Raw genomic sequence first — 12,989 nt, 5'->3', positions numbered from 1 at the left:
ATTCGCCTCCTATGCGGTCCACATATCTTCGGTGAACCAGTCCTGATCGCTGATGAACTGGCCTTCTCCTTCGGCGCACCGCGCCACGGCCATCGCAGCCGCAACGGCTCCATCGATCTTGTTTCCGGATTTGCCCTTATGGAATGAGGCGTTGCCCGCCGCATCGGTTTGGAGCTGAATGTTCTCGAAGTTCCACCGCAACACTGGGTTGCCGCCATGAATGAACCGGCCGGCAATGATCGCGCGTTCCAGTTCCTTGACTGCCGGTGCCATCGTCACCCATCCCTGCCGGAACTCGACAACGGGCAAGCCCTCTTCGCCAAGTTCGGCCATCATGTGCCGTCCCATGTGCGGATCGAAGGCGGCTTCGCGGACGTTGAACCGTGCGCAAAGTTCGCGGATATGATCGGCCACGAACCGAAAATCCACCACGTTGCCGGGGGTCGGGATGATGAAATCTTCTTCTGCCCATGTAAGGTAATCGACGCCGTGGTGATCGCCCCGATTGCGCAGATTGTCCTCGGGACAGAAGAACCACGGGCGCACCTGATAGCCACCACCGCCGTCCTCCCAGCAGGCCACGACAACGGTTAAGTCCTCGTTCTTAGACAAGTCCACGCCAAGCCAGCAGGGCGATTGCACAAGCTCCAACTCGTCCAGATCGACAGGCAACGCACCTTGGTCATAAACGTGCATATCCACGAACGGCGACGTGCTGGCGTCCAACCACTGATTAAGGTTCAACTGCTTGAAAGCATCACGCTCGAATGCGGAATGCGCTGCCTTCGCGGCCTTGTCGCGAAAGCCCATTATGTCAGGGTAGCCGTGCTTCAGCCCCGGATTGACCGCAGTCCACAGCGCCTCGTCCAGCCAATCGTCTTCTGCCTCTGCCATGAATATGACGGGCAACGTGGCCGGGTCCTCGATCTCGCCTTTCTGGACTCGCACGGCATAGTTCACTTGCTCCCACGCAAGGTTCTCCTGCCCGCGCCCGGCGGTGCTGGCGATAATCATCAACGTACCGGGGATCTTCACAAGCGCACTGTCGAGCGCCTCCCATTGCCGCAGGCCTGCCCGGCCTTCCCATGCGTGCAGCTCGTCCGCAATCACGACATTGGGGGTCTTGCCGTGCAGAACTTTACCGTCCGACGCGACGGCCACGTAGCGGGTTCGTTCGGCTCCGAAGCTGATGCGTGACTTGTAGTCGAGAACTGACAGATGCTTGCGCATTCGCGGATCGCCCTGGACGATGCCCGCCGCTTCCTCGTACAGCTCGCGCGCCTGCTCGTGCGCGGAGGCGGCGGACACGATCAACCCCCCGGCCTGCCGTTCCGGTCCCATCAGATGTAAAAGGGTCAGCGCCGCCGCGAGGCTGGTCTTGCGGTTCCCCCGTGGCAACAACAGCACCACCCGCCGCACCACGCGCGTGCCGTCAGGGTGGCGCGGGCCATAGATGCGACGGACGATCCGCTCTTGCCAAGGGTCGAGCTGGAACGGATGACCGAGCGCCGGGTTCTTGGGGTGCTTGAGCTTGCGCAACCATGTGACCGCACGTTCGCCGTTGCCGAACGTGTCCTCGATCTCTGATCCGTCATCTATCCAGTCAGGCACAATCATTCGAGAAGCTCATCCATATCCAGTTGCTCAGAGACTTTCGGGCGGGAACGCGAAACCGGCGTGAGGCCCAGTTCAGATGCGAGCATCCGGGCGCGGTTCATCGCGTCAGCCTGAATAGCGACGGCAGGATGCTTCTTGAGCGCCCCCTTCTCATTCAAGACGTGACCGTCCATTTGCAGCATCCGCTCCATTTCCCGAACGGTGCCGGTGGCCACGCAATAGGCTTCCAGACAGCCCATGTCGGCCTCCGTGAGGATCTTTCGTTCTGACAAGACGGGAACCACCCGAACCCATTCGCGCGCGGCGTCTTCCGAGAACCAGTCAGGCACGGTTGCGCCTTCCAATTCGTCCCCGGCGATATGCAGTGGGGGCTTGCGACCCTTCATCAATCACCCTCCCCATCATGCCGGTCGCAGCGCAATTCCATGCCGTCCCGGTGTCCGATCTCGGCAATCTCTCGGATGTTGAAAAAGCTGCCCCGACACTTCACCCGGTCGGCGGTCTTCACGTCGTCACGGTAGCGGGTGCGGAACACCACGCTTTCCAGATCGTCAGCCCCGGCCTTGAGAAACTCGGTCGTGCTGCGCTCCACCTGTTCGGCGCGGAGCCGTGCAAGGTCTGCCCAGGTATAACCGGGGGTGCCATATTCGTTTGTCGTGAACGTGCTGCGCTGGATTGTGATGGTGTAGCGAAGTTTCCCCGACTTCATGGCATCACCTCCTGCACCGTCGCCATGATGGTCAGAACGCCATGCGTGGTTTCGCCATCAGGGTCTCGCAGGGCGCGAACGAGTTCTATACGCCAGTCGGCAAGGCTATAGCCTGCATCGAGGTTGGGGCGCTCACTGCGCACGGCCTGCGAGATTGCGGAAAGGATGCGCTTGGCCTGCTCGGTCGAGGGTTCGCGCGTCCAGACGTGTAGAGTGTGCGACACGCTCCACACCGATCGGTCAAAGCTGGACAGAACGCGCAGGTCCGTCTCTCCCATGATGATCGAGGGGCGCGGTGCGGGGCGCTGGTTGCGGTCCAGTATCGAGGCCGCAGGTACAAGGTCAGTGACGCCCTCAGACGCGGCCAGAACGACGCGCAGGGCCTTTTGCAATGTCAGGTCCGGGCCGATCATCGGGTGTCCCTCACGGCCTTGCCTATGGCTGCTTTGATGCGCCTCATAGCCTTGGCACGAGACAGTCGATAACCCGGCCAGAAGAACGGCTGCGCTGGCGAGGTCGCGGTGCCGTATTCGACAAGGTGCGGATAGCGAACGTCGGAACTGCCGACAGTCACCGCCGCCTGATTTGGAGCAAGGGCGGTCTGCCCGCCGGGCTGCGAATAGGGTGGCGTCACCCCGCCCGGTCGCGTGACCGTGACGGAGTTCTTCAAATCGCCGGTGTCCTCCGGGGTGAGTGCTTCGATGGTGTCCGCAATATCCTGCGCACCCTTGAGCAAAGCGGGCTGCACCGACTTAGACCCGTTCACCCGGATCGCGCGCATTCGGCGCTGATATGATGCGAGGCCCCGGCCCATTAGAACGTGAACCCCCGGTATTCAGTGATGATCTCGGACACGCCGAACGGCACGGTTGTGACGGTCACGCCGCTAACCGCCGCTTCGCGCTGGTCATGCCACCATGCCGCCAGCATCAGGACCGCTTGGACGAGTGGCGCGGGCAAGTCGTCCTGCCCATCGCCGCCATAGGTATCCGCGAAGGTGAAGCCCAGCAGCCGTTCAACGTGACCCTCAGCCGCGTTCAGCACTTGTGCCAGCACGGTTGCGTCCTCGTCCTCGTCACCCGTCAGGTTCAGGTGCGCTTCGAGCTGGTCAACTGTCACCATCGACATGCTTAAACCGCCTCAACCGCCGCTACGCGCACGAAATTGGAGTTCACCCACAGACTGCCGTTCAGCAGCGTCAGGTTGTTCACCTCGTCCACGGTCTCGGTAACGGCCCCCACAGTTGCACCGAATAGACGCTCGGAGCCGGTGCCACCGGTTGGTGCGTCAGGGAACAGGATGCGGAATGCATAATCGGTATCCGCCTGCAAAGCTGCGTAAAGGGCGAGCTGGCCAGGATCGGATGTATCGAGATTGCAGACCGTTTCGAAGGTGCCGTTGTCGGTCAGGCCCTTCATGCGCTGCATGACCGGCGAACTGAGCACGGTGCGGTCGATTTCAGCCGGGGAACTTCCGAACGTCCCCAGCCCCTTCAACTCCTTCACCTCCACCCACACCTCGTCCGTAAAACTGGCCTCGGTCAGCAGGGCGTCGGTTTCAATGACGCTGCCGATGTAGAGCTTGGCTCCCGCCGCTGCGAAAATAGTCATGGTGTTGTCCTTTCGGCGCGTCGGTCCTCGGACTGCTTCGCGCTGTTATGGTCGTGCGCGCAAAGCGCCTGCCAATTGGATTGATCCCAGAAAAGCGATTGGTCGCCCTTGTGGGGTTTGATGTGATCCACCACCGTCGCGGTTCCGCCGCACCGAACGCAGAACGGATGCGCAGAGAGGTACGCCTTGCGCGCCATCTCCCATTTCCGCCCGTATCCCCGCGCCGATGACGACGGGCGCTTGCGGTCATGCTTGGCCTTGGATCGTAAAGCCGCCGCACGTTGACAGGGACACGCGATGCCAGCGGCAACGCGGTATCCACAGCCACATATGTGAGGCGGCTTCGTGGGCATCAGGACGCGGGCCGGGTGGCGAGGTCGGACTTGATCGCCGTTCCACTTGCGCCGATGGACGTGCCACCGTTCTTCGTCAGGACGAGACGCGCGTACCGCTTGAACCCGCGATAGCCGATCCGGTAGTTGGAGTTGGCTTCAAGGGTGGCCGGGGCGTCGGTGTCGATCACCCCCGCCGCTGCGTCGGTATAGGTCGCGTCGTCGTCGGATTCCTGCACCGATGCGGTGAAGTCGCCAGACGAAACGATTGCGCCAGTGGCGACGATGAATGCCAGCCGGTTGCAACCGAACGTGTCGATCCCGGCCCCGTTCACAGTCGCAGAATGCACCGCCGGGGCAATTGCCGCTTTGGCTTCGATGTTGGATATTGCGTCACGCATTGGTTGATCCTCCCTTACGCGGTCATGGCGAGTTTGCGGAACTTCGCAGGTTGCAGAACACCGCCGCCCGTGCGCCGGGTCGCGTGAATGCGGGTGATCCCGTTCGTGGCCAGCAGGTAGGGGTTGGAGAGGATCGAGAGTGCGAGCCGATCCACGATGCGGTAGCCGCTCCAATCGCCGTAGATGATCGGCTCCGCACCCGCTCCGATATCGGGCATGTCGATCATCTCCACGACGGGACGGCCCAGAATGGTTTCAGGCTGGCCAGCCGCATAAGACGGTTGCCACAAGAACCGACCATCACCGTCTTTCATCTTACGGATCGCAGAAAGCGTAGTGCCATTCATCGCCCAGGACCCCACGTTCCGATAGGTTGCAGGGACCGCATAGAGCAAAGTGATAAGGGCATCCGAAAGCAGGCCTGTTGTCGATCCGTTTGCTGTCTTAGCAATATCTGCGTGCTGCATGACGCCGTGCGGCTTGTTCGCACCGTCGCCATTGAGGAACGCCTGCCCTTCCTTCTGTCCGAAATCCTCGGCAAGCGCGCCACGCACTTCGGCCTCCGCCATGCCCGCGCTGTCTGCGAGCAACTGGTTCGAGATATCGACGTAGGTGTTCAGTTCGTGGATCACGATGGACTTTTGCCCGAACGTCGGCTCCGAACCTTCCTGCGCTTCCGTCTCGCCTTTCCACTTCGCCGCCGTGCCGCCGGTCCGGGCCGGGTAATCGACAGCAGGGCTTCCCGTGGTGCGAACCGATGCAACCGAACGGATAGGCGAATATTCCACCAGCTCACGGATGAACTCGGCGCTCATCTCAGCCGGTGCGAGGTAGCCGCCTTGCGGATCGCTGGACACAACAAGCGTTTTCAACTCGTCCACCGGGGCGTTGTTGCCCTTCGCCAGATAGGCCGCGAACGCCTTGCGCGCCTCGGTCTCGTCGGGCTTGTCAGCATCGCCGCTGCCCTTGCGGTTCAGCTTGGCTTCCAGCTTGTCGAGACGGCCCGCCGTTTTCGTTTCGGTGTCGTCGCCTTCGATCTTGTCCAGACGGTCGGTCACGCCCTTCACCGCATCCGTCAGCGGCTTGACCAGATCGGCCACCGCTTTCTGAACGATGGTGTCGGCATCGTCGTCGTCACCTTTGCGCTCGATAAAGGGAAACGCTCCCATGTCGTGCTTCGTCATGTCAGTTCCTTCGAGATTTGCGCCGTGGCGCGGTTGAGTGCAGCGGCCAGTTGGAGCGCGCGGACGGCTGATTTCGCGGATGAGACTTGGGCGCCGGGGTGCATCGGAATGACGACAAGGGACGCTTCCAGAAGTTCCAGCTTCTTGATGGTGCGGCCCCCGCCTTTGCGCGGCTCGGCACCCTTGATCGAAAACCCGATGGATATGCCGCGAACGGCACCGGCTTTGACCAGGGCGTGAACCTCACGGGCGCGGGGAACGTCGTTGACCAGCAGACGCCCCGTCAGACGCAGCTCGTCCCCCTCCGGTGCGGCCTTCTCCCAGACGCCGATAGGGTCGTTGCCGTCATGCCCAAAGAGCATCGGCAGGGGAACGGCCACACCATCGAAGGCGCTCTTGCCGATCACGTCCCCGATCCGGTCGGGCATCGAGAACTTCCACGCCACGCCGGAAATCGCGCCGTCGTCGCTTGTTGCGAATTTGGTTTCGAGGAAAGCGTGATGCATCAGTCTGCCCCCACCATCGGGGGACGCTCACCTGCGAAGGCGTCAACCTGTTGCTGCACCCACAGACCCGCGTTCAGCAGGCGTACGACATTGGCGTGACCGAACGGGACCGGTGCGCCGTCTTCCTCGATCTCCCAATCCAGAACGCATCGCGCCAGGGACTTGATGCGCAGCCGTTCACGGACCTCGGCAGAGACGCGCCCGTTCTCGTCGGCCATTTCAACAAGCTCGTCTGCGAGAGCCAGGCGGCTCTTGTGCTGAGTCTCAGAATCGGGACCGGCGATGCGCAGGCGAATGCCGCTCGGCTTGCCTTCCACCGGCTCGGCAAGATCGAACCAGCGGCCCTTTTCCTGATCCAAGCTATGCGCGGTAATGTCATTCAATTGCATCTGTCTGCACCTCGTCTGGCGTGTCGGTCGGCGTGGCGATATTCGGGTTCAGGAAGGCTTCCCCGCCCGCATAGGGTGCGAGGCCAAGCCATTGCCGCCCCTCGTTCGGGTTCAGCACACGGGATGAAATCAGGCTGTTGATGACCGTGGCGCGGGTCGCCAGATCGGCGCGGGTGATATCGTCCCGGTCAAAGCGAACCACCAGATCGGCGCGCTCATCTTCGAGGAACAGACCCCGGCGCAACGCCCCTTCGATAGCCACCAGCCAAGGTTCCAGCGTATAGCTCAGGAACTCCAAGCCTTGCTGTTCAGCATTCGCCCAGGTCGCACGTCCAAGCTCGGCCAGCATCGGCGGCGGAACCCGGAACGCGCGGGCCACTTCGAGGATTTGGAATTGCCGGTTTTCGAGGAACTGCGCATCGGTCGAGGCGAGGGTGAGCGGCGTGAAGCTGGCGCCGTCGTGCAGGATCGCGGTGCGCCCGCTATCTCCTTCGCTCTCCTGCGTGGCGCGCCACGCCGTGCGCGCCGCTTTCACCGCAGCCTCACCCATGCCCTTCGGAAACGACAGGACGCCAGAAGGCCGCGCACCGCGCCCGAACAGACGTCCCGCGTGACGATCCAATGCGACCGCCGTGGCAATCGCATCACGGTACAGGGTCAGCGGAGACCGCCCGAACGGGCTTCGCAGGTGAATGATATTTGCAGCAGGCTCAGGACGCCCGTTGATCTTGTACGAGGGTTCTCCCGTGGACTCGTCAAACTGCACGTCGATCACGCCATTGCGATACCGGACCAGTTCCAGAACCCGTCCATCGCCCGCGCGACTGACGTGGACCATGCCGCCCTTGTCGTCAGTCAGCGCGTCGATCACCAGATCGCGGATGATCTCGAACCCGCCGGTCCAATCGTTCGCATCGCCTTGCAGCAGATCGGCAACGGGATGCGCCTCTATCGTTTCGGTGCCATCCGCCGCCTTGCGCTTCACCGCAATGTCGAGGGTCGCAGCCGCCTCGGAGATAAGCCGAACGGCAGACCCGACAGCGGGAACGCGCAGCGCCGTGTCGGATGAAATCGTAATGCCCGCCGGGCTGGACGGGACCAGGCCGAACAAGGCGAGCATGTCCTCGTCGGGTGAGGCGAGGCCCTTCTGAACAGGGGCTGATTGGGATTTTCGGAACAAATTGAACATGACCTCAATATCGCCGATGTTGATTTCAACAAAAAGCTAGCGAACCGTTGCTATTCGTTGGTGTTCGTTGTTATGGTAGGCAAGTTATTGATCTTCCTCAAAAACTCCAATTCTACACTATCGGCAGATGTGGACCCCGGACCGGTCCCCGCCGACCCCGGAAAGTTCAGGACCACCCCCCACGCATCGCTTACTTGGATTTCGTCCCTGCGGATTGCCCGCCCTTGTGTTCACTGGACGATTGAACCGACCGTTGACCGCCGTATCGGTTGACCCCGCCACCGCGATAGCGCTTGGGAGTTATTGCCTCTTCGATCTCATCAGGCTCCGCGCATTTGACGGTCGACGTTCGAAGCCAGACTGCGAGTTCATCACGCAGGGCGAAATACTGGCTGCTTCCGACAGGTCGATAGATCGGGACGCCGTGCACGCTGGCGAGACGGCGGGTTGCGTCCTTACCCAGTCCGATTGCGGCGGCGATGCTGTCGAGGCCCCATAGCTTCTGCGACCCACGGGTCAGACGGTCAAACTGCGCCGTGTCGAGTACCGGAATCGTCATGCCCGTTCCTCCAGGTCATCGCCGCCCAGACCGATGATCTTGCCGAACTCGTTCATGCGCAGCCCGCAATCCTGCACGACTGCTCGCGCCTGGTCCGGCGTCATCCTCCGACGCACAGGCGCCACAGGTGGTCCACCGCGCCGCGCATCGATCTCCCTGCGCAGAACGAGGATCTCCACAGATGCCAGGTGTGCGATATCCGCAGGTGAGGGGCGCCGGCTTTGAGTATCAACCCACCGGTCGAAAGCCTTCTGCATGGCCCATTCGGGGAAGCGAGACAGCGCCCGCACGAACTCGCCATAGCTGTTGATCCGGGTGGCCTCATCGAGGTCGGGCTCCCAATAGAGGGCCAGCACCGCGCGCGTCCGCTTGAGCGTCTTTCCGTCATTGGCCGCCGAATGGATCGCGGTCTGAAGTGTCGACGTAGGCCTGTCCTGAAGAGAGCTGGTTCTCAAGCTCATTGAGGGCAGCATTCGCAGATTGGCGTTCATGGCGTTTACCTCTGGTTTGAGTTTGTTTCGTGGGGTTGAGCTTTTCAGCGTGCTTTGAGCCAGCGAAGCGCTGCATCGCCGGTGTGAAATATCTGAGGGTGGAAACCGGCTGGTAGCCTTTCTGAGCGGCCACTTCCTGAACGATGGTCACAATCTCGGCTTGAGACAGGTTCAGGTCGTTCCGCCATCGCTGGACTTCGATCATCTCAGCAGAACTTCCGACGATCCGACCTGTTGCCGTCAGTCCGGTCGGATCGTGTCCGGCTGCAATCAGAATTTCCTCGCGCTCGGTTCCAGCCACAGGTGGTGGTGGTGGTATACTCTTAACCGGTTCCTGATGGTTAAATGACGGTTCGGGTGCACCTCCTGCGGGGGTAGGGGTGCACCTCCTGCGGGGGTTAGGCGCACCTCCTGCGGGGGTGCACCTCCTGCGGGGGCGCACCTCCTGCGGGGGTTCCGCATCCAGTTCGGGGGTCAAAACCGTGAACACATTGCAGCCGCGCGGACCTGCATTTCGTTCGATTTGCAGCCAGCCACGCTCTTCAAGGTTCTTAATCGTACTCTGTGCCCCGCGCTCGCTCAGGCCGGTTTTAGCCACCAGCCGCGCTAGCGACGGATAGCAGACGCCATCGTCGTTCGCGTGGTCTGCCAGAGACAGAAGAATGAGCTTCTCAGTCGGCTTGAGGCCACCCGATTCCCAGATCCGAGACATGATCTTGATACTCATGCCGGTGCCCCCCAATGGCTTTGGAGGATCGGGAATGCACCAGTATCATGTTCACTGCCGGTTCGGCCTTTGTCCTGATACCTTTTAGGGGCTTCCACATTGAAATCATTCAGCAAGTGTGTGGATTGCAAATCCGTGTACACCGGTTCGATTCCGGTACTCGCCTCCATTTAAAAACAATGGGTTAGCTTTATGCTTGCTTGCTGGGTATTATCGCCAGTACAAAAGCCGTGTAGAAGCCATTAAAGTTGCCCCTGCCTTGCCACGTCTCCACGAACGGTTGACGCTATAGCAGGCGATTTCGTCGGCAACTCCCCTAGCATCCCGGATTACTGGTCCAAAGGTCTACGCGGCGGCGTCTTGTCCGCCGACTTTGCCCGTCAACAGCAAGCCCAGAATGATCGAGGCCACAGTCAACCCAACGATATCGCTTACCCAGCCAGGAACGATCAAGGCCATGGCCGCCACGCCCAGGATGATCCGGGCAAAGGGCGGGATTGGGGCCATGAGGTAGCCGATGGTCGCGAAGGTCAGCGTCGCCACCCCCAGCACGCTCGATATAACGGCCAGAACAATCGCGAACAAACTGCCCTGCAACAGCAATACCGGATCCATGACGAAGAGAAAAGGAACCAGGAACAGGCTGAGCGACAGCAGGATTGCGTGTCCGGCAGTCGGAATGACCGATCCCCGACTGATCGCACAGGCTGCGAAGACCGCGGAAGCCACGGGCGGCGTAATGGCCGCGAGGCAGGCGAAATAGTAGATGAACAGATGGGCCGGCAACATCTCCAACCCCAACCGCGCGAGTGGCGGGCCCAGAACGGCTGCCGCGACAGCATAGGCAGCCGGCGTCGGCATTCCCATCCCCAGCAGGATCGCCACGCCCATCGTCAGCACGAGCGACAGGATCAGGTTGCTCTGCCCCAGGCTCACGATGATCTGCGACAGGGTGACACCCAGCCCCGTGAGGTTGATTACAGCGACGATGATCTGCGCGGCTGCAATGATCATTCCCACATAGGCGATGTTGCGTGCGGACAGATCAAACGCGGCCCCCAGCGCAACAATCGGTCCAGGCCCCGCTGATTCCTCACCCTGTGCCTTGCGACGCGGCAAGGACTGGAGCAGATAGAGCAGCCCCGCGATCAGTATCGCGAAAAGCACGGCATATTGCACGGTGAACCGCGCGACGACGAGTCCGACCAGCGTGCCGATCGGCAATAGCAACGTCAGCATGGCCAGCGGGGCGTAGGCGACGGCACGGCTGGGGATCATGTCAGCGGGAATCGGTGTCAGCCCGTTCTTTCCCGCAAAGAGCCAGACCGCCAGCAGCAATCCGACATAGAACAACGTCGAGGGGATCAGCGCGGCGACCGCAACATCCAGATAGGAGATGCCGAGCAGCTCCGCCATGAGGAAGGCACCCGGCCCCATGATCGGCGGCATGAACTGTCCTCCGGTGGAGGATACCGCCTCGATCGAGCCCGCAAGGTTGCGCGAAAAGCCCAGCCTGCGCATGAGTGGAATGGTCAGAACGCCGGTAGACGCGACATTCGCCACCGCGCTGCCGTTGATCATGCCCATGAAGGCACTGCCGATCACGGCGACCATACCGGCCCCGCCGCGGAACCCGCCGCCCAGCCGCAGGGCGATATTGATGAAGGTATTGCCCGCACCGCTCGCGTTCAGGATCTCTCCAAAAATCAGGAACAGTGCCACGATACCGGCCGAGATACCTATCAACATGCCGGCAACACCCTGGCTTCCCAGGTAGAAGCTGAAAATCAGCCGGTCGAATGACAGCCCCCGGTGACCGAAGGCGCCCGGGATCCACGGCCCGAGCACCGCATAGCCGACGAAGATCAGGATCAGGCCGACGAACCCCCAGCCCAAGGCGCGACGCACACCTTCGAGCAGGGCGAGAAACATCACGGTGCCCAGAATGCGTTCAGGCCATAGATAGGTGAACCAGTTCGACAGCAGGATCGCATCGCTGCGGATCACCAGATAGAGGGTGGCGGCGATGACAGACGCAATGATGCCTGCGTCTATCAGTCGCCAGCGCCCCGGCAAGGGCTGGTAGGCAAGGGTGAGGATGATCGCCCCACCCAGATGCACGCTGCGCAACACGTGACTGCCGACGATGCCGAAGCCCGCAGCGGCGAGGTGAAACACCACCCAGGCGGACGCGATGCACAGCAGCACCCGCCCGGGAGAGATCCAGGGCTTGGAAACCCCGGCTTGCGTTTTCTCATTCGCTGCAGGCCCGCTCACGGGATCAGTCCTGCGTTTTCAGGTCTGCGGGAACGGTGTAGCCCGCCTCCTCAAGGTAGCGTACGACGCCCGAATGCAACGGCGCGACCGCGGCATCTATGGTCAACTGGGCTGCGTCGATGGTTCTGGCCGGGGCATAGACCTCGGCGGCTGCTTCCCTGCCTTCCTCGGAGAACACAGCCTTCGCGATCTGGTAAGCGATCTCCTCGTCAAGGTCGCTGGTCGTGTTGATCCCGATTGCCGTTTGCAGCGAGTTAACCTCACCCTCGGTCTCGCCATAGAACTCTGACGGGGTGCTCTTTGCCGCGCTGAAGAAGGGATAGGCCTCGATCGCGGCGTTCCGCTGTGCTTCGTCGAGCGACAGGAATATTATGTCACGGGCCGTCGCAGCTTGCTGAATGTAGCCGTCGGGATGATTGCCACCCTTGACGAAACCGCTGACCCTGCCGTTTTGGAAGGCGTCCAGCGCATCGCCACCCTCGGCACGCAGCCAGTCCGGCGTGACGTCGATGCTTTCCATGATCTGTTCGACCTGCCGTTCGGTCGAAGTGCCCCGCCCGCCCGGGTTGAAGGCCTGACCCTCAAGCGCGTCGATACTGTCGATCCCGGCATCCGCCGCCACGACGAAGTTCAGCGGCAGGGGCGCGAAATAGTACAGAGTGCGCAGATTGTCCGCTTCGCCACGGAAAGGTTCGATCCCGTTCATCGCCGCGAAATCCGACGACGTGACGGAAATGCCCATGTCGACCTCCTCGCGCAGCAACGCCTCGGTCGACACTTCCGCACCGCCGAGTTCGCGAACGTTGATGTTCACCCCCTCCACTGCGGAGTTAAGGTAGTTCGTGATCCCCACCTGATAGGCATAGAACGACGAAGCGCTGTGCGTGGCCCCCATGGTAAGCCGTTCCTGCGCCTGCGCAGCACCGCCGATACACAGGACGGCGGTTAGCGCCAAACCCTTGAATGTGGTAGTCATGATGGTCTCCTCCCATTATATT

Annotated in this window: 18 protein-coding genes; all 18 read right to left on the bottom strand. The window is 61.5% G+C overall.

From position 1 onward, the window contains the following. Nucleotides 1-9: 9 nt before the first annotated feature. The 18 genes from H1S03_RS02430 to H1S03_RS02345 all read right to left on the bottom strand — a co-directional run bounded on the left by H1S03_RS02430 (nucleotide 10) and on the right by H1S03_RS02345 (nucleotide 12,967). Entirely contained in the window at nucleotides 10-1,617 is a 1,608-nt protein-coding gene (locus H1S03_RS02430) for a terminase large subunit (RefSeq protein WP_185802977.1), read from the bottom strand. Beyond that, nucleotides 1,614-2,003: a phage terminase small subunit P27 family gene (locus H1S03_RS02425; RefSeq protein ID WP_185802976.1), complete on the bottom strand. Its 390-nt coding sequence runs from the start codon at nucleotides 2,001-2,003 to the stop codon at nucleotides 1,614-1,616. The genes H1S03_RS02430 and H1S03_RS02425 overlap by 4 nt, the downstream gene beginning before the upstream one ends. Next, entirely contained in the window at nucleotides 2,003-2,326 is a 324-nt protein-coding gene (locus tag H1S03_RS02420; RefSeq protein ID WP_185802975.1) for a phage head closure protein, read from the bottom strand. The genes H1S03_RS02425 and H1S03_RS02420 overlap by 1 nt, the downstream gene beginning before the upstream one ends. Beyond that, on the bottom strand, nucleotides 2,323-2,739 hold the full coding sequence (locus tag H1S03_RS02415) for a DUF3168 domain-containing protein (protein WP_185802974.1): 417 nt from the start codon (nucleotides 2,737-2,739) through the stop codon (nucleotides 2,323-2,325). Before H1S03_RS02415 ends, H1S03_RS02420 begins: the two co-directional genes overlap by 4 nt. Next, nucleotides 2,736-3,140: an HK97-gp10 family putative phage morphogenesis protein gene (locus H1S03_RS02410; protein WP_185802973.1), complete on the bottom strand. Its 405-nt coding sequence runs from the start codon at nucleotides 3,138-3,140 to the stop codon at nucleotides 2,736-2,738. The genes H1S03_RS02415 and H1S03_RS02410 overlap by 4 nt, the downstream gene beginning before the upstream one ends. Further along, nucleotides 3,140-3,454, bottom strand: coding sequence for a head-tail connector protein (locus tag H1S03_RS02405; RefSeq protein ID WP_185802972.1), 315 nt, complete (start codon nucleotides 3,452-3,454; stop codon nucleotides 3,140-3,142). The genes H1S03_RS02410 and H1S03_RS02405 overlap by 1 nt, the downstream gene beginning before the upstream one ends. Nucleotides 3,455-3,456: 2 nt before the next feature. Beyond that, nucleotides 3,457-3,936: a hypothetical protein gene (locus H1S03_RS02400; RefSeq protein ID WP_185802971.1), complete on the bottom strand. Its 480-nt coding sequence runs from the start codon at nucleotides 3,934-3,936 to the stop codon at nucleotides 3,457-3,459. Continuing rightward, nucleotides 3,933-4,133 (bottom strand): HNH endonuclease signature motif containing protein, encoded by a 201-nt coding sequence (locus H1S03_RS17430; protein WP_249777770.1) that lies wholly within the window; start codon nucleotides 4,131-4,133, stop codon nucleotides 3,933-3,935. Before H1S03_RS17430 ends, H1S03_RS02400 begins: the two co-directional genes overlap by 4 nt. Before the next feature lie 155 nt (nucleotides 4,134-4,288). Further along, nucleotides 4,289-4,669, bottom strand: coding sequence for a hypothetical protein (locus H1S03_RS02390; RefSeq protein WP_185802969.1), 381 nt, complete (start codon nucleotides 4,667-4,669; stop codon nucleotides 4,289-4,291). Nucleotides 4,670-4,683: 14 nt separating this feature from the next. Continuing rightward, complete coding sequence (locus tag H1S03_RS02385; protein WP_185802968.1) at nucleotides 4,684-5,853, bottom strand: phage major capsid protein; 1,170 nt, start codon at nucleotides 5,851-5,853, stop codon at nucleotides 4,684-4,686. Continuing rightward, nucleotides 5,850-6,359 carry an HK97 family phage prohead protease gene (locus tag H1S03_RS02380; RefSeq protein WP_185802967.1) on the bottom strand — a complete coding sequence of 170 codons (510 nt, stop codon included), beginning with the start codon at nucleotides 6,357-6,359 and terminating at the stop codon, nucleotides 5,850-5,852. The genes H1S03_RS02385 and H1S03_RS02380 overlap by 4 nt, the downstream gene beginning before the upstream one ends. Next, nucleotides 6,359-6,748, bottom strand: coding sequence for a hypothetical protein (locus H1S03_RS02375; RefSeq protein WP_185802966.1), 390 nt, complete (start codon nucleotides 6,746-6,748; stop codon nucleotides 6,359-6,361). The genes H1S03_RS02380 and H1S03_RS02375 overlap by 1 nt, the downstream gene beginning before the upstream one ends. Next, a complete protein-coding gene (locus tag H1S03_RS02370; protein ID WP_185802965.1) occupies nucleotides 6,735-7,937 on the bottom strand; it encodes a phage portal protein in 1,203 nt (400 codons plus the stop codon). The genes H1S03_RS02375 and H1S03_RS02370 overlap by 14 nt, the downstream gene beginning before the upstream one ends. 190 nt (nucleotides 7,938-8,127) lie before the next feature. Continuing rightward, a complete protein-coding gene (locus tag H1S03_RS02365) occupies nucleotides 8,128-8,496 on the bottom strand; it encodes a hypothetical protein (protein WP_185802964.1) in 369 nt (122 codons plus the stop codon). Beyond that, nucleotides 8,493-8,852 (bottom strand): hypothetical protein, encoded by a 360-nt coding sequence (locus H1S03_RS02360; protein ID WP_185802963.1) that lies wholly within the window; start codon nucleotides 8,850-8,852, stop codon nucleotides 8,493-8,495. Before H1S03_RS02360 ends, H1S03_RS02365 begins: the two co-directional genes overlap by 4 nt. Nucleotides 8,853-8,880: 28 nt before the next feature. After that, nucleotides 8,881-9,714: a helix-turn-helix domain-containing protein gene (locus H1S03_RS02355; RefSeq protein ID WP_185802962.1), complete on the bottom strand. Its 834-nt coding sequence runs from the start codon at nucleotides 9,712-9,714 to the stop codon at nucleotides 8,881-8,883. A 345-nt stretch (nucleotides 9,715-10,059) separates the two neighbouring features. After that, nucleotides 10,060-11,991: a TRAP transporter fused permease subunit gene (locus H1S03_RS02350; protein ID WP_185802961.1), complete on the bottom strand. Its 1,932-nt coding sequence runs from the start codon at nucleotides 11,989-11,991 to the stop codon at nucleotides 10,060-10,062. Between the two features lie 4 nt (nucleotides 11,992-11,995). Beyond that, on the bottom strand, nucleotides 11,996-12,967 hold the full coding sequence (locus tag H1S03_RS02345; protein ID WP_185802960.1) for a TAXI family TRAP transporter solute-binding subunit: 972 nt from the start codon (nucleotides 12,965-12,967) through the stop codon (nucleotides 11,996-11,998). Between the last annotated feature and the right edge of the window lie 22 nt (nucleotides 12,968-12,989).

The sequence above is a fragment of the Pontivivens nitratireducens genome (assembly GCF_014235845.1).
Taxonomy (GTDB): Bacteria; Pseudomonadota; Alphaproteobacteria; order Rhodobacterales; family Rhodobacteraceae; genus Pontivivens; species Pontivivens nitratireducens.
The sequence above is the reverse complement of the archived record's forward strand: the minus strand, read 5'-3'. Positions and strand labels throughout refer to the sequence as shown.